Source organism: Maribacter sp. MMG018, assembly GCF_018100785.1.
Taxonomy (GTDB): domain Bacteria; phylum Bacteroidota; class Bacteroidia; order Flavobacteriales; family Flavobacteriaceae; genus Maribacter.
Window position 1 is genome coordinate 169,465 of the sequence record NZ_JAGJEC010000005.1, and the last position, 20,943, is coordinate 190,407.

20 protein-coding genes are annotated in these 20,943 nt (G+C 38.9%); 11 read left to right on the plus strand and 9 right to left on the minus strand.

From position 1 onward, the window contains the following. Nucleotides 1-99 precede the first annotated feature (99 nt). Nucleotides 100-1,449 carry a Trk system potassium transporter TrkA gene (trkA, locus tag J8L85_RS16720; RefSeq protein ID WP_211019208.1) on the plus strand — a complete coding sequence of 450 codons (1,350 nt, stop codon included), beginning with the start codon at nt 100-102 and terminating at the stop codon, nt 1,447-1,449. 1 nt (nt 1,450) lies between these two features. Beyond that, the gene (locus J8L85_RS16725) at nt 1,451-2,944 is read left to right on the plus strand and encodes a potassium transporter TrkG (RefSeq protein ID WP_211019210.1); all 1,494 of its coding nucleotides are present in this window, start codon (nt 1,451-1,453) and stop codon (nt 2,942-2,944) included. Nucleotides 2,945-3,041: 97 nt separating this feature from the next. Here J8L85_RS16725 and J8L85_RS16730 read toward each other — a convergent pair whose 3' ends face one another. Next, entirely contained in the window at nt 3,042-4,232 is a 1,191-nt protein-coding gene (locus tag J8L85_RS16730; protein WP_211019212.1) for a pyridoxal phosphate-dependent aminotransferase, read from the minus strand. Between the two features lie 16 nt (nt 4,233-4,248). Next, the gene (locus J8L85_RS16735; RefSeq protein WP_211019214.1) at nt 4,249-5,349 is read right to left on the minus strand and encodes an acyl-CoA desaturase; all 1,101 of its coding nucleotides are present in this window, start codon (nt 5,347-5,349) and stop codon (nt 4,249-4,251) included. A 122-nt stretch (nt 5,350-5,471) separates the two neighbouring features. Between J8L85_RS16735 and rsmG the strand changes: the two genes are divergently transcribed. Continuing rightward, on the plus strand, nt 5,472-6,107 hold the full coding sequence (gene rsmG, locus J8L85_RS16740; protein WP_211019216.1) for a 16S rRNA (guanine(527)-N(7))-methyltransferase RsmG: 636 nt from the start codon (nt 5,472-5,474) through the stop codon (nt 6,105-6,107). A gap of 356 nt (nt 6,108-6,463) precedes the next feature. Here rsmG and J8L85_RS16745 read toward each other — a convergent pair whose 3' ends face one another. The 5 genes from J8L85_RS16745 to J8L85_RS16765 all read right to left on the minus strand — a co-directional run bounded on the left by J8L85_RS16745 (nt 6,464) and on the right by J8L85_RS16765 (nt 11,606). Beyond that, nucleotides 6,464-6,979 carry a DinB family protein gene (locus J8L85_RS16745; RefSeq protein WP_211019219.1) on the minus strand — a complete coding sequence of 172 codons (516 nt, stop codon included), beginning with the start codon at nt 6,977-6,979 and terminating at the stop codon, nt 6,464-6,466. 113 nt (nt 6,980-7,092) lie between these two features. Then, nucleotides 7,093-8,721 (minus strand): L-glutamate gamma-semialdehyde dehydrogenase, encoded by a 1,629-nt coding sequence (pruA, locus tag J8L85_RS16750; protein ID WP_211019221.1) that lies wholly within the window; start codon nt 8,719-8,721, stop codon nt 7,093-7,095. An 84-nt stretch (nt 8,722-8,805) separates the two neighbouring features. Beyond that, complete coding sequence (gene apaG / locus J8L85_RS16755; protein ID WP_211019223.1) at nt 8,806-9,192, minus strand: Co2+/Mg2+ efflux protein ApaG; 387 nt, start codon at nt 9,190-9,192, stop codon at nt 8,806-8,808. Nucleotides 9,193-9,195: 3 nt separating this feature from the next. Beyond that, complete coding sequence (locus tag J8L85_RS16760) at nt 9,196-10,326, minus strand: DUF3667 domain-containing protein (RefSeq protein WP_211019225.1); 1,131 nt, start codon at nt 10,324-10,326, stop codon at nt 9,196-9,198. A gap of 32 nt (nt 10,327-10,358) precedes the next feature. Beyond that, on the minus strand, nt 10,359-11,606 hold the full coding sequence (locus tag J8L85_RS16765; RefSeq protein WP_211019228.1) for a DUF5103 domain-containing protein: 1,248 nt from the start codon (nt 11,604-11,606) through the stop codon (nt 10,359-10,361). 152 nt (nt 11,607-11,758) lie between these two features. On the opposite strand from J8L85_RS16765, the gene J8L85_RS16770 reads away from it, so the two are divergent. From J8L85_RS16770 to J8L85_RS16805, 8 genes are all read left to right on the plus strand, one after another. After that, nucleotides 11,759-13,111: a Na(+)-translocating NADH-quinone reductase subunit A gene (locus J8L85_RS16770; RefSeq protein ID WP_211019230.1), complete on the plus strand. Its 1,353-nt coding sequence runs from the start codon at nt 11,759-11,761 to the stop codon at nt 13,109-13,111. Between the two features lie 3 nt (nt 13,112-13,114). Next, nucleotides 13,115-14,383, plus strand: coding sequence for an NADH:ubiquinone reductase (Na(+)-transporting) subunit B (locus J8L85_RS16775; protein ID WP_211019232.1), 1,269 nt, complete (start codon nt 13,115-13,117; stop codon nt 14,381-14,383). A 2-nt stretch (nt 14,384-14,385) separates the two neighbouring features. After that, on the plus strand, nt 14,386-15,135 hold the full coding sequence (locus J8L85_RS16780; RefSeq protein WP_211019234.1) for a Na(+)-translocating NADH-quinone reductase subunit C: 750 nt from the start codon (nt 14,386-14,388) through the stop codon (nt 15,133-15,135). 1 nt (nt 15,136) lies between these two features. Next, the gene (locus J8L85_RS16785; RefSeq protein WP_047247672.1) at nt 15,137-15,784 is read left to right on the plus strand and encodes an NADH:ubiquinone reductase (Na(+)-transporting) subunit D; all 648 of its coding nucleotides are present in this window, start codon (nt 15,137-15,139) and stop codon (nt 15,782-15,784) included. A 21-nt stretch (nt 15,785-15,805) separates the two neighbouring features. Continuing rightward, nucleotides 15,806-16,570, plus strand: a complete 765-nt coding sequence (gene nqrE / locus J8L85_RS16790) for an NADH:ubiquinone reductase (Na(+)-transporting) subunit E (protein ID WP_211019236.1) — start codon at nt 15,806-15,808, stop codon at nt 16,568-16,570. 2 nt (nt 16,571-16,572) lie between these two features. Continuing rightward, nucleotides 16,573-17,880 carry an NADH:ubiquinone reductase (Na(+)-transporting) subunit F gene (gene nqrF / locus J8L85_RS16795; protein WP_211019238.1) on the plus strand — a complete coding sequence of 436 codons (1,308 nt, stop codon included), beginning with the start codon at nt 16,573-16,575 and terminating at the stop codon, nt 17,878-17,880. A 70-nt stretch (nt 17,881-17,950) separates the two neighbouring features. Beyond that, nucleotides 17,951-18,319, plus strand: coding sequence for a Na(+)-translocating NADH-quinone reductase subunit F (locus J8L85_RS16800; protein WP_211019240.1), 369 nt, complete (start codon nt 17,951-17,953; stop codon nt 18,317-18,319). Further along, nucleotides 18,316-19,323 carry an FAD:protein FMN transferase gene (locus J8L85_RS16805; RefSeq protein WP_211019242.1) on the plus strand — a complete coding sequence of 336 codons (1,008 nt, stop codon included), beginning with the start codon at nt 18,316-18,318 and terminating at the stop codon, nt 19,321-19,323. The genes J8L85_RS16800 and J8L85_RS16805 overlap by 4 nt, the downstream gene beginning before the upstream one ends. Before the next feature lie 3 nt (nt 19,324-19,326). Here the strand turns inward: J8L85_RS16805 and J8L85_RS16810 are convergent, their stop codons facing one another. Both J8L85_RS16810 and map read right to left on the minus strand, forming a co-directional pair. Beyond that, nucleotides 19,327-20,091, minus strand: coding sequence for a class I SAM-dependent methyltransferase (locus J8L85_RS16810; protein WP_211019244.1), 765 nt, complete (start codon nt 20,089-20,091; stop codon nt 19,327-19,329). Between the two features lie 14 nt (nt 20,092-20,105). Beyond that, a complete protein-coding gene (gene map, locus J8L85_RS16815) occupies nt 20,106-20,924 on the minus strand; it encodes a type I methionyl aminopeptidase (protein WP_047247678.1) in 819 nt (272 codons plus the stop codon). Between the last annotated feature and the right edge of the window lie 19 nt (nt 20,925-20,943).

Consider the following 20,943-nt stretch of genomic DNA (forward strand, 5'->3'; position numbering starts at 1 on the left):
TAATAATTGCCTGCTTATGAAATTTAGTTGTTTGTCACTCGATTTGATAAGCTATAGTTTTTGTTTCTAACTTTTATTCAAGGCAACCTAAGATATTAAATGAAAATAATAATTGCCGGGGCTGGTGAGGTCGGATTTCATTTAGCTAAATTACTTTCTTACGAATCTCAGGATATTACATTGATAGATACGGATAAGGAAAGTTTGGCTTATGCCGACAACCATCTGGATATACGGGTTTTAAAAGGGGATGCTACATCTATTTCCCTGTTAAAGGATGCATCTGTGCAAGATTCCGATTTGGTAATTGGGGTAACTTCTTCCGAAACTACCAATATTACCTTGTGTATGCTCGCCAAGCAGCTAGGATGTAAGCGGACCATTGCGCGAATTTCGAATACGGAGTTCATTAAGAACAAAGAACTGGTAAGGTTTTCCGATTTGGGTATCGATGAATTGATATCGCCCGAGGCATTGGCAGCGACAGAGATACAATTGTTGCTTAATAAATCTGCCTTTAACGATACCTACGAGTTTGAGGAAGGGGAATTGATAATGGTAGGTGTTTCTTTGATGAAATCTGCACCCTTTGTTGGTAAAACGGTCAAAGAAGCTGCCAAAATATTTCCCGAACTACATTTCATAGCCATAGCATTGCAACGAAGTGGTACGCAGTATACGGTGATACCAAAAGGTGATACTCTTTTTAAAGAGGGGGACCAAGTGTATTTTATTACCGTAAAAAAAGGGGTTGATGAGCTATATAAGCTCACCGGCAAGAAAAAGGCGGAAATTAAAAACGTGATGATATTGGGTGGTAGCAAGGTTGGTTATAAAACCGCTAGGGATTTGTGTAAAAGTAAATTCAATGTAAAGCTCATAGAAAAGAACAAAGAAAAGGCCTTTGATTTGGCAGATGAGTTGCCAAATGCTCTTGTTATTAACGGTGACGGTAGAAATGTTGAGCTGTTGGAAGAGGAGAGTTTGGATTCTATGGATGCTTTTATCGCGGTTACCGGAAATTCTGAGACCAATATTATGTCTTGTTTGGTAGCGAAATCCAAGTTTATCAAAAAGACGATAGCCTTGGTAGAGAACATGGACTATTTTCAGTTGTCACAATCTATTGGTATCGACACGCTGATCAATAAAAAACTTTTAGCTGCCAATAATATTTTTAGACATATAAGAAAGGGTGAGGTTGTGGCATTGATGCGCTTGAACAATCTTAATGCCGAGATTTTAGAATTTGTGGTCAAGAAACATTCTAAAGTAGCGGGTTCTACGATCAAGGATCTTAATTTTCCCGAAAACGCCAATATAGGAGGAGTTGTGAGGAATGGAGAAGGAATTATAGCTCTTGGTGGGTTTGAAATACAAGAAGGGGACCGTGTGGTGGTATGTTGCCACCCCGAACAAATTCCCAAAATAGAACGAATGTTTCTGTAACATGCGCTTAAATTCAAAGATTATATTTCATTTAATGGGGTTGTTGCTCCTGTTCAATGGTGCGTTTATGCTTTTGGCGGCGCTGGTAAGCGGTATTTATAAAGACGGGGCTACCTTAAGTATCATGTTGTCCTCTATAGCTACTATGTTTACGGGGGTGTTTGCTATGTATTATACCCGGGGCCACCGAAAGGAAGTGAAAAAAAGGGAAGGATATATAATAGTTACCTTCGGATGGATCGTAATGTCGGTTTCCGGAATGTTACCTTATATATTTTCTGATTCCATTCCTGATATTACAAACGCATTTTTTGAAACTGTCTCGGGTTATACCACCACCGGGGCATCTATAATGGACGACATAGAATCTATGCCGGAAGGAATTCTTTTTTGGAGAAGTCTTACCCATTGGATCGGAGGAATGGGGATTATTGTCTTGGCCATAGCTATTCTTCCTTTGTTGGGCATTGGGGGAATGCAATTGTTTTCTGCAGAGGCTCCTGGTCCAAGTTCTGATAAACTACATCCGAGAATTACGGATACCGCAAAAAGATTATGGTTTATATATCTTGGTTATACGGTTGCAGAAACAATACTTCTTAAGTTGGCGGGAATGTCTTTTTTCGATGCGGTAAACCATGCTATGGCTACATTGTCTACAGGAGGGTTTTCAACAAAGAACGCCAGTTTGGCATATTGGAACGATCAGCCGCTTATACAGTATATTGTAATATTTTTTATGTTTTTGGCAGGTAGTAATTTTGTGATGAGCTACTTTGCCTTTAAAGGAAAAATTCAGAAAATTTTAAAGGACGAGGAATTTAGGTATTACTCCATATTGGTATTGCTTTTTACCCTTGTGGTTTCTTTTGCAGTGTATTACCAGGCTAATATTACAGAGCTTACCCCTGGGTATCCCATGGTTTTGGGGAAAGCGGAAAGTGCATTTAGACATGGGCTTTTTCAGGTTATATCGGTAATTACGACAACAGGTTTCGTTAGTGCCGATTTTACGCAGTGGACGCCATTTTTAACAGTTTTCTTCTTTTGTTTGTTTTTTATGGGAGGGTCTGCAGGATCAACTGCCGGGGGTATCAAGGTAATGAGGCATCTTCTGATATTGAAAAACGGTATTTTGGAATTTAAAAGAACATTGCATAGTAATGCTATTATTCCCGTTAGGTATAATGATAGAACAGTAAAAGAAAAGATAGTCTATAATATTATAGGTTTCTTTGTTCTATACATGTTGTTGTTTGTGGTAGGAGCTTTGGTGTTGGGCTTTTTAGGTCTTGATTTTGAATCTGCTGTAGGGGGTGCCGCGTCTTCTCTTGGTAATGTTGGCCCTGCCTTGGGTATATTAGATCCGGTAAGTAACTATAATGCATTACCTGTTTTGGCGAAATGGTGGTGCGCTTTTCTGATGCTTGCCGGAAGATTGGAGCTTTTTACGGTGCTTATTTTATTAACGCCTTACTTCTGGAAAAGGACGTAAAAGGTATTACTGTCTAAAAATAATTTGTTTAAATAAAAAAAAAGCCTTCGGATACATCCAAAGGCTTTTGCTTTTATAAACTGTGTTTTACTTTAGCTTAAGAAAGTGAGGCTTTTATTCTTTTAACCGCCTCTTCTATTTCCTTTACAGAAGCTGCATAAGAGATACGAATACAATTGCCATTGCCAAAAGCGTCACCGGTAACTGTGGCAACATTGGCATGTTCCAGTAAATACATGGCAAAATCTGAGGCGTTGTTAATTTTAACGCCGTTCAGGGTTTTTCCAAAGTAAGCGGTTACATCAGGGTACACATAAAAAGCACCTTCTGGTTCGTTACATTTAAAACCGTCTATCTCGTTTAGTAGACCTAGAATTAATTTTCTACGTTCTTTAAACTCATCCACCATATACTTGATTCTTTCTGGAGATTCCTCTAAGGCGGTAATTACGGCTCTTTGGGCTATACAGTTGGCCCCGCTTGTTACTTGCCCTTGCAATTTGTTGCAGGCTCTGGCTATATACGCGGGGGCGCCTATGTATCCTATTCTCCAACCGGTCATGGCAAAAGCTTTGGCGACACCGTTTACGGTAACCGTACGGTCGTACATATCGGCGAACTCTGCCATAGAAGCGTGTTCTGTAACCCCGTAATTTATGTGCTCGTAAATTTCATCGCTTACTACAACGATATCCGGATATTTTTGTAGAACGTCTGCTAGTGCCCTCAGTTCCTTTTTGCTGTATATAGATCCACTAGGGTTGCAGGGAGAGCTATACCATAACATTTTCGTTTTTGGGGTAATGGCTGCCTCCAATTGCTCGGGAGTCATCTTAAAATCGTTCTCTAGAGAGGTCGGTACTTCTACAGGTACACCGTCCGCAAGTTTAACGATATCGGCGTAACTGACCCAGTAAGGACAAGGCAAGATCACTTCGTCGCCCTTGTTCAAAACAGATTGGGCAACGTTGTAGAGCGATTGTTTTGCACCCGTAGAAACTACTATTTGAGGAGCTTCATAAGTTAGTCCATTGTCCCTTTTGAATTTTGTGATGATGGCATTTTTCAGTTCTACATATCCATCTACGGGGGTATAAGAGTTATAATCCTCGTTTATGGCCCTGATGGCTGCCTCCTTTATATAATCGGGAGTGTTAAAATCTGGCTCACCTAGGCTTAGACCAATAATATCCTTGCCGGCAGCTCTTAATTCACGGGCCTTAGCGGCCATTTCCAGTGTTGCGGAAGGAGTTAGACTGTTGATCCTGTCCGAAAGTTGATTGCTCATGTCCAATATAAAATTACTAGTACTGTAAAGAAGGCTGTTTGCCTAATTCCTTTAAATGTTTGAAATGCGAAATTATGGCTTTTCTAGTAGTTTTATACTCGTGATATGGTAAATTGAACTCTTTTGCTGTTTGTTTCACAATTTTTGAAATATTTGTGTAATGAACATGGCTGATATTAGGAAAAATATGATGTTCCACTTGATGGTTTAGTCCGCCTGTGAACCAATTTATAATTCTGTTTTTAGTGCCAAAGTTAACGGTTGTGAACAATTGGTGTATTGCCCAAGTGTTCTTCATGTTTCCGCTTTCGTCGGGTAGCGGTGTATCGGCGGGATCAACAATATGTGCCAATTGGAAAACGACACTTAGTATAACCCCGGCAACATAATGCATTATAAAGAATCCGATAAGAATTTTCCACCAAGCAATGTCCAATATCAACATAGGAAGCACGATCCAAATAGTGGCATACAGAATTTTTGTAATGATCAAGGTGCTCCAGTTAATAGTTGCACTAGGTAATTTTCCGTACGAAAGTTTTCTTTTCATATACCGGTACATTTGCTGGAAATCTGTAGTAATGGCCCAGTTAAAAGTCAATAAACCGTATAAGAAAACAGAATAGAAATGTTGGAACCTATGGTGTTTCTTCCACTCGGCGTGTTTAGAGAACCTTAAGATCCTACCAGCCTCCATATCTTCGTCATGTTCATGAATGTTTGTATATGTATGGTGTAAGACATTGTGCTGAACCTGCCAGTTGTAGACATTGCCCGCCAATATATATATGCTGCTGCCCATAATTTTGTTCACCCATTTTTTGTTGGAATATGAACCGTGGTTACCGTCGTGCATAACATTCATTCCCACGCCGGCCATACCAACGCCCATAACAATGGTCAACAATACATTGGCCCATGTTGGAAGACCTAATGTAAGTATCAGAAAATAGGGGGCTAAGAATAATGTAAACATGATAATGGTCTTTAGGTGTAGCCTCCAATCACCTGTCTTTTTTATGTTGTTTGTTTTGAAGTAATCGTTGACCCTTCCGTTCAGGGTCTTAAAAAATTGCGCGGAATCTTTCCTTGCAAATCGAATGGTTTTTTTTTCCATATTCGGTAATCTTATTTCTATATTGTTGCGCAAACGAATTCTTAATAATTTGAAAGGTCAATTAAAAAAAGAAATCTTTGCAAAAATTAATACACTAATTTAATAATTCTACAAATATAAGGATGACTGCTGAAACCATTTTCCAATATTTTCCCAATTTATCCGAAGAACAGCAAAAACAGATCGTTCTATTGGAGGAGCTTTATAAGGATTGGAACCAAAAAATAAACGTGGTATCTAGAAAAGATATTGATGAACTCTACCTAAGACATGTTTTGCATTCTTTGGGAATAGCTATGATTCAGCAGTTTAAGGCAGGTTCAAAAGTTATGGATGTTGGAACGGGTGGCGGTTTTCCCGGTGTGCCCTTGGCTATATTGTTTCCGGATGTTCAATTTACCTTGGTCGATTCCATAGGAAAAAAAATTAAGGTGGTCGATGAGGTCGTTGAAGGGCTGGGCCTAAAAAATGTAAAAACTATTAATGCGAGGGTAGAGGAGGTTCCCGATCAGTTCGACTTTATAGTGAGTAGGGCTGTGGCCGTTATGCCGACCTTTGTTCATTGGGTAAAAGGGAAAATTAAAAAAGAATCAGCTCACCAAAGAAGAAATGGAATATTGTATTTGAAGGGAGGTGATCTTGAAGAAGAGTTGAAAGATTATAAAACCGTTGAGGTGTATGACCTGATCGATTATTTTAAAGATGATTTCTTTGAGACCAAGAAGGTTGTTTATCTGCCTTTAAAATATAAAGGATAATGTTTGTTTTAAAGGCTTAACAGGTTGTAGTAGCACTTGCGATATCTTTTTGTATAGGTTTTTATCTGGCTCCAATAATGCATATGAAAGCATATTATATGCAGTTTTAGATTTTTGAATAGTTTAATAGGTGTCATGGTCATTGAGTTAAAAAGTTGAACAGATAGGGATAACTTTACAATTACTTAACGTTAAATTTACATATAAATTGTGTGACTACATAATTTTTAGGACTTTCAAATATCTAAATATCAGTTGTTTGTTTCTTTTGTAGAAACTTTTTAATAGCTGTAGTATTCAAAGGTCAGTACAAAAAAAAGGGTGCCATGCACCCTTTTTTTCGAATAGTTAGAAGCTTATTTGCTCCAAGGTGGTACTACGCCATTAGATCTTGCGTAGGCAATTAACTGTCCTTTATGTTCGCCATTGTGTTCCATGATGACCAAAAGTCCGCCAATTTTGTTCATTTTGGCAAAACCAAAATCAACCTCGTCGTTCAATTGGTCGTTTTCTATCATTGGAATTTTTTCTAGAACAAATTCGTTCGACTTTTTAAGGGCGGCGATAATATTTTCTTTTCCCGTTATTTTCCCTAAAGCCATAATGTCAACATCTGCAGGAGGTGCAAAGCCCATTTTTGAAGCTATAAAATAATTGGAAGTTGCTACATGTAACAATGCTTCCCCAACGGAATAAATGCCTTCGGCCGGTCTCCAGTCGTATTGGTCTTCAGAAAAAGCTTCGGCCAATTGTATAACTTGGGCCTGGTTTCCTTTTAATACACCATGTATGGTGTTCTGTGTTAATTTATCTTGGGCGTAACATAGGCTCGTTGCCGTAAGAACAAATAGTAATATTGATAGTTTTTTCATTTTAAATAAGTTCTAAAGGATTAAAGGCCTTACCGGATTTTCCGGTAAGGCCTTTCAATGTAGATAAAATATTAGTACTATTTATCTTTTGTAATCAATTTAACATCAATAGGTTATCCTAAAAATGGATAGCGATAATCTACAGGGGTTACAAAAGTCTCTTTTATCAGTCTAGGTGAAACCCATCTTAATAAATTTTGAGCGGAACCGGCTTTATCGTTTGTGCCGGATGCCCTGGCACCGCCAAAAGGTTGTTGGCCTACGACCGCTCCCGTTGGTTTGTCGTTTATGTAGAAGTTACCTGCGCTATTTTGTAAAGCTTTGGTAGCTTCGTCGATAGCGTACCTATCTTGTGATAGAACAGCTCCTGTTAAAGCGTATTCAGAAGTGCTGTCCACTAGCTTTAGCGTTTCGCTCCAGTCTTTGTCCTCGTATACATAAATGGTAACTACAGGGCCAAAAAGCTCTGTTTCCATTGTGGTGTAATTAGGGTCTGTGGTCAAGATAACGGTAGGCTCTATGAAGTAACCTTTAGATTTATCATAATTGCCGCCTACGATTACTTCTGCATTTTTATCTGCCTTTGCCTGATCTATATATTTTGCAAGTTTGTCAAAAGACCCTTCGTGGATCACAGCGGTTATGAAATTGCTCATGTCTTCTGGAGAACCGGGTTTGTTAAACGATTCTACATCTTTCTTCACTAATTCCAGAATTTCTTGCGAAGTCGATTTTGGTAGGTATACACGTGATGCCGCACTACATTTTTGTCCTTGAAACTCAAAGGCTCCTCTGGTTATAGCTGTAGCTACTTGCTTTGTGTTGGCGGAAGGGTGTGCGATTATGAAATCTTTACCTCCCGTTTCCCCTACAATTCTTGGGTATGTTTTGTATGTGTGTATATTGTTTCCGATTTGTTTCCAAAGCTCTTTAAAAACGTGGGTAGATCCCGTAAAATGGATTCCCGCGAAATCGGGGCTGGCCAATATGGTTTCCGTAATCATTACGGGGTCTCCGTATACTACGTTTATTACTCCATCAGGAAGACCGGCTTCTTTAAAGATATCTACGATTACCTTTGCCGAAAAAATTTGACTGTCACTTGGTTTCCAGACGACAACATTTCCCATCATTGCGGCGCTTGCGGGTAGGTTACCGGCAATAGCAGTAAAGTTGAACGGTGTGATCGCGTAAACGAAACCTTCTAACGGTCTGTATTCTACACGGTTCCAAATACCTTCTGCCGAGTCTGGTTGCTCAGCGTATATTTGTGACATATATTCTACGTTGAACCTTAAGAAGTCGATCAGCTCACATGCGGCATCTATCTCTGCTTGATGTATAGTTTTAGATTGGGCCATCATGGTGGCTGCATTTATCTTGGCGCGATAAGGACCTGCAATTAACTCTGCAGCTTTAAGAAAAACGGCAGCGCGTTGTTCCCATGTTAAATTTGCCCAAGCGTCTCTAGAATCCAAACAGTTTGAAATGGCTTCTTCAACATGTTTTTTTTCTGCTAGATGATATGTGCCCACAACATGTTGGTGATCATGCGGGGGAGACATTGGTTTCGTGTTGTTGGTCCGTACTTCTTTTGAACCGATGTACATAGGTACATCAATTTGACCATTGTAATATGCTTTGTACTGTTTTAAAACTTCGTCACGCTCAGGAGTGCCCGGAGCATAACTTTTAATTGGCTCGTTGATTGCGGCCGGGACTTGAAAAAAACCTTTTCCCATGGTCAATTTTTTTTTAAGATTAAAAGTTGACCAAATGTACTAAAAAGGGGGGTGTGCAAAAAACTAAAATAAGGTTAAAACCAATTAATTTAAGGCAAAAGGGGCGCTGAATTTAAAAGTGGGGATATAAACCCTGAATTTTTCTCCCGTAGTAAAGTTTATCATGTTGTAATGTCCTTTCATAGCTCCGATAGGCGAAGTTAGCAAACAGCCAGAACTGTAGGTGTGAGAGTCACCTGGCATAATTACTGGTTTTTTTCCGATGACACCTTCTCCGTCAAGTGTTTCCAAATCATTCAAAGAGTCGTAAATTCTCCAATGGCGAGAGTTTAGTTGCACGGAATCTTTGCTTTGGTTCTCAATAGTGATGGTGTATCCAAAAGCATAATGCATCTTGTAATTTTTAAAGAAAGTGCCTTCAAAATTAGTCTTGACCGAGATTTTAATACCCTTTGTAACTTGTGTTGTCATGTGTCAATATGTAAATATGCTACCTGTAATTAATAATACGGCTCCTATTGTAGCTAAAATAACAAAAATAGTGTTCAGGAAAATGTATTTAACAATAGTTTTGAATCTGCCTTGCTGGTAGAAATTACGCATGGATTTGTACAGGTAAATTCCAAAAATCAAAACAAAAATTGCATTACTGTCAATTCCAAAAACAGTATCTATCAAATAGCTAATAATGAGCAATATAAACAACAGTGATTGATTATGGAAGCTAAATATCAAATGATCGGTATAAGTATAATTTTTTCTGATATATATCAGCCAAATGAATATGGAGAACAGGGGAAGAAAGAAAAATGTCGTGAAAGGTAATTTTGAAAATAAAGAGTTCAGGTAGGCCCCCGGTTCCCGTTTTGCCTTTGTAAGGCTTTGGGTCATATTAAATGCCATCCTGTTGTTCAGTGAGTTTTCTAACTTATATTTTTCTGTGGCTTCCTTAAATGAGTAAAGGGTGTCTTTTTGTATTAAGGTGGTGAATATTTTCTGCTTTTGAAAAAGAGCGGATATAAATGATTCGCCCGAGACTTTTTGTATCTCTTTTTTAGGGTCTGCCATAATTATAGAATCCCTGGTCCTGGTCTTTTCGTTGATCATCTCTTCTAGTTTAAGAGAATCTAGCTGCTTTATTAGGTTTTCTTTTTCCCTTTCTTGATCTCCAAAATCATAATCTTCGATCATAGAGCTGCCAAAATTTACGGGCAATTCGTTAGATTGTTGGCCAAAACGGTTCAGTTCAGCAAAGTCTCCCGAAAAACTGATTAATAAAAAGTATATGATCGCTAGACTTAAAAGAAACCGAAAAGGGTTTGTGTATGAGACTCTTTTGCCGCCAATATAGTCTTTGGTAATCTTGCCGGGCCTTAATAATAGCGCGGTTAAGGTTTTTAGTAGTTTTGAGTCATAAGAAATAATGTTGGAAAAAAACTCTTCGAAAAAATCTTTTAAGGTCAGTTTTTTTGTGCTGTTGGCCTGTGAGCAATTCGGACAATATTTGTCGCTCATATCCAAGGGGTGTCCGCAATTTAAACACTCAACGCCACGGTGGATCAATTTATAGCGCCCAGATGTATGGGTCTTTGGTTTGTTTTTCATCGGTGTTGGTGGTTGGTGTCCTTGTGTTCGGGTCAATTGCTAATGGTCCTGGAATTTGTAGATCCGATACCTATTATACTATCGTACATATCCCCGAAATTTCTGTAATATACTAAAATAAGATAGTTGTTTTCGGTGAAATGAAAGTTACCGCTTACCGTATTTATGTTTATATCCCCCTCTTGATTTTTGGTAGCATACTTATAGTTGTAAAAACCTTGTTTGAGTTTTAATGTTGCTTCCATCATGCCATTATTCTCGTTGTAGGTCATTTTGTTTTCATCTGTGAGGGCGTAATTGTTGTATTTGCCAAAAACATACACATCGTCCAAAGCTAGGTCACGGGTATAGGGTAGGCTAAAATGAACATAGGTGTACTCGGCTTCCCTAGAGGCATTGTCGCCCTGTAATGTTCTAATGGCATAGTCGCCGTTAATATCGGGGAAATAAGTATAGGGCTTGTTGTTTCTAAAAGAATCGGCAAACAGGTAATGGTTGTATAGTTCACCTACTTCTATTCTAGAGATCTGTGCACTTGGGGCCCTTAGGTCGCTAGTGTCAAAAAGAAGAAATTCGTTTCCTCCATAAAATGATGTTTCTTGATCGTACTTGTAAACAAGCTCTTTGCCGAGGGTAAATTGTGGGGCTACATTATATATGGTATTTGGCCAAAAATAATTTTGTATGATGGCGACCTTGATTTCCTTCTTTGGGTTTACCACATTGTAGCTTCCGGTGTTGATCGAGAACTGTACTACTTGTTTTTCGTTTAGGAATTTGAAATCTCGAGATCGCTTTACGTTGGCGCTGACCGTTACTATATCTTTATATACTACAAACCGTCTAGAGAACTGTAGCTCGTAATTGTTGTTGTATATTTCTAAAACATAATTTCCGCTAACTTTTAGGCTTACATTGTCGTTGGGTATCGTTAGTTGGTAGTTGGAGTAAGTTTCCAAGGTGTTGTAGCTGTTCTCGTAGTTGGTGATGCGCTGGTTGTCTATACCGTTCAGGTATTGCGATTTTAACAGACTTGATGGGGTCCAGTCGTAATCACAATGCACAATTTTGTAATAATAATCTTGTTCGTTCGCCAATAAATCGTCAAATTCCAAGAAAATGGACTCGCCGATCTGTACAACGGGGAACTGGTCTTCCGTAGGACCTTTAAATACGATAGACTTTATGTTGCTTGGCGGATTTACTTCTGTTTGTACTTGTGCTACAATACTTTGCAGGCAAAGAAGGCACCATGGTAGTTGTTTAAGAAATAAGCGCATATAACAGGTAATTTTGGGTTAAAGGTAAACAAAAAGGATGCCTAAAAAATTAACATCGTTAGAATGCCGAAATTATAGGTTAATTATTATGAAAACTTTTCAGTAAGTAGTAAATTCGCACCAAATTTTGTTAACCTAAGGTCTACAATAATATGTCAAAAGACATTCGAATAAAAAAAGGACTTAACATCAATCTGGTAGGTGCAGCGGAACCTACTACTTCTAAAGCGGTCCTGAGCAATGTGTATACTATAACTCTCGATGATTTTCATGGGATAACCCCAAAGCTTCTTTTGAAGCAAGGTGCAGAGGTGAAGACGGGCGAAGCTATCTTTTATAATAAAAATATAGAGGATATGCACTTTGTCTCACCTGTGAGTGGGGAAATAGTGGAAATTGTACGTGGGGCAAGAAGAAGAATTCTTGAAATAAAAATACTTGCGGACAAATCTCAGGATGTAGTAGAGCATAAGAAGCTTGATGTTGAAAAAGCGTCTAAAGAAGAGGTGAAGGCTTACTTGCTCAAAGGTGGGTGTTGGCCATTTATTAAACAACGTCCTTATGATGTTGTTGCCAATCCGGATGCTACGCCAAAAGCTATTTTTGTTTCTGGTTATGCAAGTGCTCCCTTGGCGGCAGACTATGATTATGTGCTAAAAGGTAAAGAGGCTCAATTGCAGGCGGCAATTTCTGCATTGGGCAAAATGACCCCAGGTAAAATTCACGTGTCCGTCGGCAAGTCTGGCAATTCTCCTTTGTCTACTTTAAAAGGTGTGGAATTGCACAAGGTTTCGGGGCCTCACCCCGCAGGCTTGGTCGGTACTCAAATAAACAAGATAAATCCTATTAACAAAGGAGAGGTCGTTTGGGTCGTTTCTCCCCAAGATTTGGTTTTGATAGGAGAGTTTATATTGACCGGTAAGTTCAATTCTGAAAGATTGGTAGCCTTGGCCGGTTCTGCGGTTAAATCACCAAAATATTACCTGACAAAGATTGGTGCTGAAATTTCAACTTTTCTTTATGCCAGTGGTGTGAACCAAGAAAATATTAGGGTTATCAATGGAGATGTTTTAACTGGATCCCAAAGTCGCCCCGATGGTTATTTGGGTTATTATAATAATACGGTAACAGTTATACCTGAAGGGGACGATTATGAGCTTTTTGGTTGGAACAAGCCTGTTTTTAACAAGATATCCAATACTAGGGCACTTACTTTTTCATGGTTGCAGCCAAATAAAAAGTACGACCTTGATACGAACACCAATGGTGAGCATAGGGCCTTTGTTGTAACAGGGCAATATGAGCAGGTTTTTCCAATGGATATTTACCCAATGCAGTTATTGAAAGCGTGTATGGTGAAAGATTTGGACGAAATGGAGCAATTGGGTCTTTATGAGGTTGCCCCAGAAGATTTTTCTTTAACTGAGTTTATATGTATATCTAAACAGCCCCATCAGAAGATTATACGAGAAGGGTTGGATTTATTGCAAAAAGAAATAGGATAAGAGATGAGCATAAAAAGTAAAATGCATGAGTTAAAACTGAAGTATCAGGGTAAAAAGATGGCTCCTGCCTTCAATGCCTTCCATACTTTTTTGTTTACTCCAAACGAAACCACCCATGGTGGTACGCATGTAAAGGCTGTTGATGATTTGAAAAGGACCATGAATACGGTTATTATGGCCCTTGTTCCAATTTTGATATTTTCAATGTTCAATGCGGGTTATCAGTATTACGCGGCTATCGATGCGGCGAACGGTACGCCGAGAACATTGTCCTTGTTCGAGAATTTCTTGACTTGGGATAATTTTTGGATCGGGATTGTAAAAGTGCTTCCTTTGTTGGTGGTGTCTTATGGTGTTGGATTGTTGGTCGAGTTTATTTTTGCCGTAATCAAAGGGCACGAGGTCGAAGAGGGTTATTTGGTAACCGGAATGCTTGTTCCTCTAATAGTTCCGATAGATACTCCTTTATGGATGCTGGCCGTTGCCGTAGTTTTCGGTGTAGTGATCGGTAAAGAGGTTTTTGGTGGTACAGGTATGAACATCTTAAACCCGGCATTGACCATTAGGGCCTTTCTTTTCTTCGCTTACCCGACATGGATGAGTGGTGATAAGGTTTGGGTCTATCAGGCCGTAGAAAGAGCTGGTGGTCCAGATGCTATTTCCGGGGAAACTATTTTGGGTTTCTTGGCCCAGAACAAAGGGTCTGAAATGGCATACAGTGTTTCCGATATGTTCTTTGGCTTTATTCCAGGTTCTGTTGGTGAAACATCTACCTTATTAATATTGTTGGGAGGATTGTTCTTGATCTATACCAAAATAGCAAGTTGGAGAATTATGTTAAGTGCCGTTATCGGCTCTTTGGTAATGGGATTGATCTTTAACCAAGTTGTGGATATGGGCTGGGTTACGGAGACCAGTAAGTTTTACGGTCTAATGAGTTTTGATTTCTGGAAACATTTGATTATTGGAGGTTTGGCCTTTGGTATTGTCTTTATGGCAACAGATCCCGTTACGGGCTCGCAGACCAATCGCGGTAAATGGATATATGGCTTTTTTATAGGTTTTATATCGGTGATGATACGGGTTTTCAATCCTGCATATCCAGAAGGGGTCTTCTTGGCAATCTTATTGATGAATGTTTTTGCGCCGACCATAGATCATTACGTGGTCCAAGGAAATATAAAAAGAAGAATGAAAAGATTAAAGAATGCTGTTATACTTCCGAAAGACTCGGATGGTAAGGCTGAAGAACTAAAAGCAGAAACGGTTTAATTATGGCAATCAATACAGATAAAAATCTTTATACCGTTGCGTTTGCGGCGGTTATGGTAATCGTGGTCGGTTCTCTATTGGCCTTTGTGGCCTCTTCTCTTAGTGGTAGAATTGATGAGAATATGCGTTTTGAAAAACAACAGAACATTCTTTATGCCATGGGCGTTAACGAGAATGCCGGTAAAGGGGACGTGAGTTTTGTGCCTACCAATGTTGTGGAGAAGGAGTTTTCGAAATACATAAAAGAACAATACGTTATTAAAGGGGCCGAACTTGTTAAGAACGATGAGGCTTATTTGGTAGATGTAAAGAAAGAAGTTGCAAAGGCGAAAAAAGGAGAAGTTCCTGAGCTTCCATTGTTCATAGGTGAAAAAGATGGTAAGAAATATTACATCATACCTATGTACGGTAAAGGTCTTTGGGATGCTATTTGGGGTTTTATTTCTTTAGATAGCAATATGGTAGTTCAAGGTGTCTTCTTTGACCATAAAGGTGAAACACCAGGTTTGGGCGCCAACATAAACCAACGTTATTTTATGGACGATTTTATCGGAGAAAGTATAATGTCCGGTAGCTCGTTCGAGGGTATAAAAGTTGCAAAAGGCAATAACGATCCTTTAAACAACGACAAGGAAGATAATGAGGTAGACGCCTTGGCGGGTGCTACCATTACAGGAAACGGTGTTTCTGCTATGATCAAGGAAACAGTGGATCTTTATAAAGATTATTTAAAAACTATTAGAACAAATTAATATGGCACTTTTATCAAAAAAAGATACCAATCTAATTACCGATCCGCTGGCGGATAATAACCCTATTACCATTCAGGTATTGGGTATATGTTCTGCCTTGGCGATTACTGCAGAGTTGAAGGCTTCGTTGGTTATGGCTGTTTCGGTAATGTTCGTATTGGCTATGGGTAATGTGGTTATTTCCTTGATGAGGAACATTATTCCTTCTAAAATCAGGATTATAGTACAATTGATCGTCGTGGCTACATTGGTGATCATAGTGGACCAAGTGTTAAAGGCGTTTGCCTATGAACTCAGTAAAACTTTAGCGGTCTTTGTAGGTCTGATCATTACCAACTGTATTATTATGGGACGTTTTGAGGCTTTTGCCTTGGGTAATGGTCCATGGAGGTCCTTTTTAGATGGTATAGGAAACTCTATGGGGTACGGCCTTATCTTGGTAATCGTTGGTTTTTTTAGAGAGTTGTTAGGTTCCGGAACTTTATTTGGGATACCGGTTTTAGGAGACCCTATCGAAAAAACAGGATTGTATTCAATTGGTTACGAGAATAACGGTTTTATGATTATTCCGCCGGCGGCATTGATCGTTGTTGGTATTATTATATGGGTGCAACGTTCTAGAAACCCGGCATTGGTAGAAGAAAATTAAGAACATACTTAAGACAATATTATGTTAGAGCATATAGAGTTATTTTTTAGATCAATTTTCATCGATAACATGGTGTTTGCCGTGTTCTTGGGAATGTGTTCCTATTTGGCCGTTTCCAAAAAAGTGGCCACAGCCGTTGGTTTGGGAGCTGCCGTAATTTTTGTTTTGGCGGTAACAGTGCCTATGAACTGGTTGTTGGATAAATACTTGTTGCAAGACGGGGCTTTGGTTTGGTTAGGGCCGGAATATGCAGATTATAATTTGAGTTTTCTATCTTTTATCCTTTTTATAGCGACCATAGCGACCATGGTACAGCTGGTAGAGATTGTGGTAGAGAAATTTTCACCTTCCTTGTATAACTCATTGGGTATATTTTTGCCTTTGATCGCTGTAAACTGTGCTATTCTTGGAGGATCTTTATTTATGCAGTCTAGACAGATAGAAACTTTTGGTCTTGCTTTCAATTATGGTCTTAGTTCTGGTATTGGATGGTTTTTGGCTATTCTTGCCATTGCGGCTATTAGAGAAAAAATAAGATATTCAAATGTTCCGGCTCCACTACGTGGCTTAGGTATTACATTTATTATCACCGGCTTAATGGGAATCGGTTTCCAGAGTTTTGGTGGAATGTTGACAGGTGGAGACAAAGCTCCAGAACCTGTTCAGGAAGCTGCAACTATAGAAGTGGAAAATGAAAAAGAAGCTTTGCCGGAAAAGAAAGAGGTAAGTGAAATTAAATCTGAGATAGACGAAAAAGAAATCTCTTTTAACGATATAAAAAAATAAGCATGATTTTAGCTGCAAGTACAGGTGGTACAATATTGATAACTGTTGTTGCCTTTTTGATACTTTTAATGATTTTGGTGGCGTTATTGCTATTTACCAAAGAGAAATTATCACCTTCGGGCCCAGTTACTATTACTATAAACGGAGAAAAGAAAGTTGAAGTGGCTTCAGGAAACTCGTTGCTATCAACATTGGGTAATCAAAAAATATTTTTGCCTTCTGCATGTGGTGGAGGTGGTACATGTCTTCAATGTGAATGTCACGTACTTTCCGGTGGCGGTGAAGCATTACCTACCGAAACACCTCATTTCTCTAAAAAAGAACTTAATCAAGGAGCTCGTTTAGCTTGTCAGGTGAAGGTTAAACAGGATATGGACATTACCATTCCTGAAGAAGTGTTCGGAATTAAGAAATGGAAGGCCAAAGTTGTTAGAAACTACAACGTTGCGTCTTTTATTAAGGAATTTGTTGTGGAGATTCCTGAGGATATGGGATACAAAGCTGGTGGTTATATCCAGATCGAAATACCTGAGTGTGAAGTAAAATATTCAGATATAGATATTACGGCACACCCGGAAGAACATGAGACACCGGATAAATTTCAGGCAGAATGGGACAAGTTTAATCTGTGGCCTTTGGTAATGAAGAACCCTGAGACCGTAGAGCGTGCCTATTCTATGGCTTCGTACCCAGCAGAAGGACGTGAAATTATGTTGAACGTTCGTATTGCTACTCCGCCTTGGGACAGAGCTAAAAATGGTTGGATGGATGTAAATCCGGGTATAGCCTCTTCCTATATATTTTCACTAAAGCCTGGTGATGAATGTGTAATTTCTGGACCTTATGGTGAGTTCTTTATTAATGAGTCGGATTCAGAAATGTTGTATGTAGGTGGTGGTGCAGGTATGGCACCGATGAGATCTCACTTATATCATTTGTTCAAGACCTTAAAGACGGATAGAAAGGTTACTTATTGGTACGGTGGACGTTCTAAAAGAGAGTTGTTTTATTTAGAGCATTTTTACGAACTAGAAAAAGAGTTCCCTAATTTTAAATTCTATTTGGCGCTTTCAGAACCTTTGGAGGAAGATAATTGGAAGGTGAAAGAGAGTATAGATGCACCTGGTGATGGTTTTGTAGGGTTTATTCATAATTGTGTAATTGAACACTATTTAAGTAAACACGAATCGCCAGAGGATATAGAATTGTATTTCTGTGGTCCTCCTTTGATGAATAAAGCGGTTCAGAAGATGGGTGAAGATTTTGGTATCCCTGATGAACATATTCGCTTTGACGATTTCGGTGGATAAATAATTTCACTTAGTAATAAATTAAAAACCGATATGTGTATTCATATCGGTTTTTTTAGAATAAGTTTTCATGAAAGCATTGACGGAACAGGAGTTGCATAATTTGGCAATGAACTTGGTCGGGAAGCAATTAGAGGAGCAGGGCTACGAATTCTTGGCTGTAAATAGCGAGTTGAGAAAGAACCCTCAATTTGTATGCATCAAGAATAAACAGATGAGTTTTGTTGTTGTTAAGGCGATTGAGTATCCTGGAGACCCCAAGGATCTTGACCTGTTGCGGGCAGATTTGAATAAAATGAGAGATCATGCCCTAAAATTTGATGCTAAAACATTTTATGCCGGCGTGGGATTGGTGAATGCAAAAGATCATAATTTACCGGTATATCTTAATGAGGAATATATTGTTGACTATGACGGATTAATTGAGATTAAGGAATGAGAGCATATTTTTCACTTTTAATTTTACTTCTATTTTTTGGCTGTAAAGAAGACACGGCCGGTATTGTAAAAAATCAAACAAGCGGACCGGCACTGGGTACCTCTTACAATATTATATACTTGGCAGAAGAACGTTTGGATTTAAAGAGTGAGATCGATTCGGTTTTTGCAGCGGTCAATAGATCGTTATCTACCTACATACCTACTTCCGATATATCCAAAATCAATAATGGAGATAGCCTTGTGCAAGTAGATCATATGTTTAGGGAAGTGTTTGAACTTTCTAAGGACATCAATAAAAAGACTGGGGGCTATTTTGACCCGACAGTGGGTACTTTGGTAAATGCATGGGGATTTGGGCCGGAGCATAAAATTAAATTGGATAGCGCTAAAGTAGATAGTTTGCTCCAGTACGTTGGGTTCGATAAAGTGTCTTTGACCTCTCAAAATAAAATTGTAAAACAAAGCCCTAATATTTATTTCGATTTTAATGCTATTGCCAAAGGATATGCGATCGATAGGGTTGCGGCTATGCTAGACGATGAAGGTATAGAGAATTATTTGGTTGAAGTAGGGGGCGAGATAGTAGCTAAGGGCATAAATAAGGAAAAAGGAAAGCCTTGGGTTGTTGGTATCGATGATCCCCAAATGAAAGATGGAAGAAAACTTAAACTCTTGATTCATTTACAAGATCGAGCTTTGGCGTCTTCTGGTAATTATAGGAAGTTTAGAATAGATGAAGCTACCGGAAAAAAATATGTGCATACTATTGATCCGATTACGGGCTACACCAAAGATTCCAATACCCTAGGGGTTACCATATTAGCGGATAACTGTGCTACGGCAGATGCCTATGCTACCGCTTTTATGGCAATGGATCTAGAGGAAGCTTTCAAGGTAATTACCGCTAACAGCAAATTGGAAGCCTATATTATTTACTTGGATGAATCTGGGGAAACAAAAGAGTTTTTGACACAAGGGTTTAGAAAGTTGGTGGTCAAGTAACTCTTATTTTCTTACAAGGGGTATTATCTCACCTTTCGCCAATCTATACCTGTCAACATCTTCGTGAGACATTTTTGCGGTGTAATCCACCTCTTCCACAATAAACCCGATAGATCGTAACTTGTTAAAGTAATCTATACCGTAAATGCGAACATGGTCATATTGGCCAAATATTTTAGCTCTTTCCTTTTTATCGGTTATGGAATCGTCTTCAAAAGTGGTTTCCCTTTTTAGGTCTTGTGGGATTTGAAAAATGCCCCAACCGCCAGGTTTTAAGATTCTGTATAGCTCTTCCATGGCTTTTGTATCATTGGGTATGTGCTCTAATACATGATTACATAGAATAATATCAAAAGAATTATCCTGAAAAGGAAGGTTGCATATATCGGCTTTTACATCCGCTAAGGGCGAATTAAGGTCGGTAGTGGTATAATCTAGGTTGTTTAATTGCCTAAATCGTTTGTAAAAGGCTTGTTCAGGGGCAAAGTGTAATACCTTATGGTGATTTTTGAAAAAATCGGTTTCATTTTTCAGGTATAGCCATAACAATCTATGTCGCTCTAACGATAGGGTAGAGGGCGACAGCACATTTTCCCTTGGTTTCTCGTATCCATAAGGTAAAAAGCTCCTGAACGTTTTGCCATCTATCGGGTCTTCATATGTAGACCCGGTATAGTAAAATGATAAAAGAGGCCTAATTAAATAACTTAATTTAATTAGTAATGGTCTAGGGATTAGATTTAGGAAAAATTTAAAGACCTTCTTCATATAGTTTTAAAAACCTATGATTGTAGTTTGGTCTGCCTAAATTCGTCTTCTTCGTCACTCTTTATGCCCAAGGCATCATATATGTACTGAAAGGTAGATAATAGCTCTGGTTTACCGTTAACAATGGCTACATTGTGTTCGTAATGGGCGCTTGGCTTACCATCTGCCGTAAGAATGGTCCAACCATCCTTTAATTGTCTTATGTTTTTGGTGCCCATATTGATCATTGGCTCAATGGCAACCGTCATACCTTCCACAAATTTTTTACCGCGGCCCCTTCGTCCGTAATTTGGCATTTCAGGGCTTTCGTGTAATTTTTTTCCCAGACCATGACCTACCAGCTCGCGAACCACACCATATCCGTGACTTTCGCAATAGTTCTGTATGGCATAGCCTACATCTCCAACACGGTTACCTACTTTAAATTCACGAATACCTATGTAGAGTGATTCTTTGGTAACTTTTAAAAGTTTCTTTATCTCCGGGGCGACCTCACCGACTTCAAACGTATAGGCATGGTCACCATAATAACCGTTTTTGTAGGAACCGCAATCAACAGAGATGATGTCACCGTCTTTCAAAGGTTCTGCAGTAGGAATACCGTGAACGACCTGAGCGTTCGGACTCATGTTCAAAGTGTTCGGGAAATCATACATACCCAAGAAACCAGGTTCCGCACCATGGTCCCTAATGAAAGTTTCCGCTAATTTATCCAAATATAGAGCATTGACCCCTGGTTTAATTTCAGAGGCCAACATTCCTAATGTTTTAGAGACGATTAAAGCGCTTTCGCGCATCAACTCTATTTGTTCTGCTGATTTAATTTTTACCATAAATGCAAAGGTAAAATAA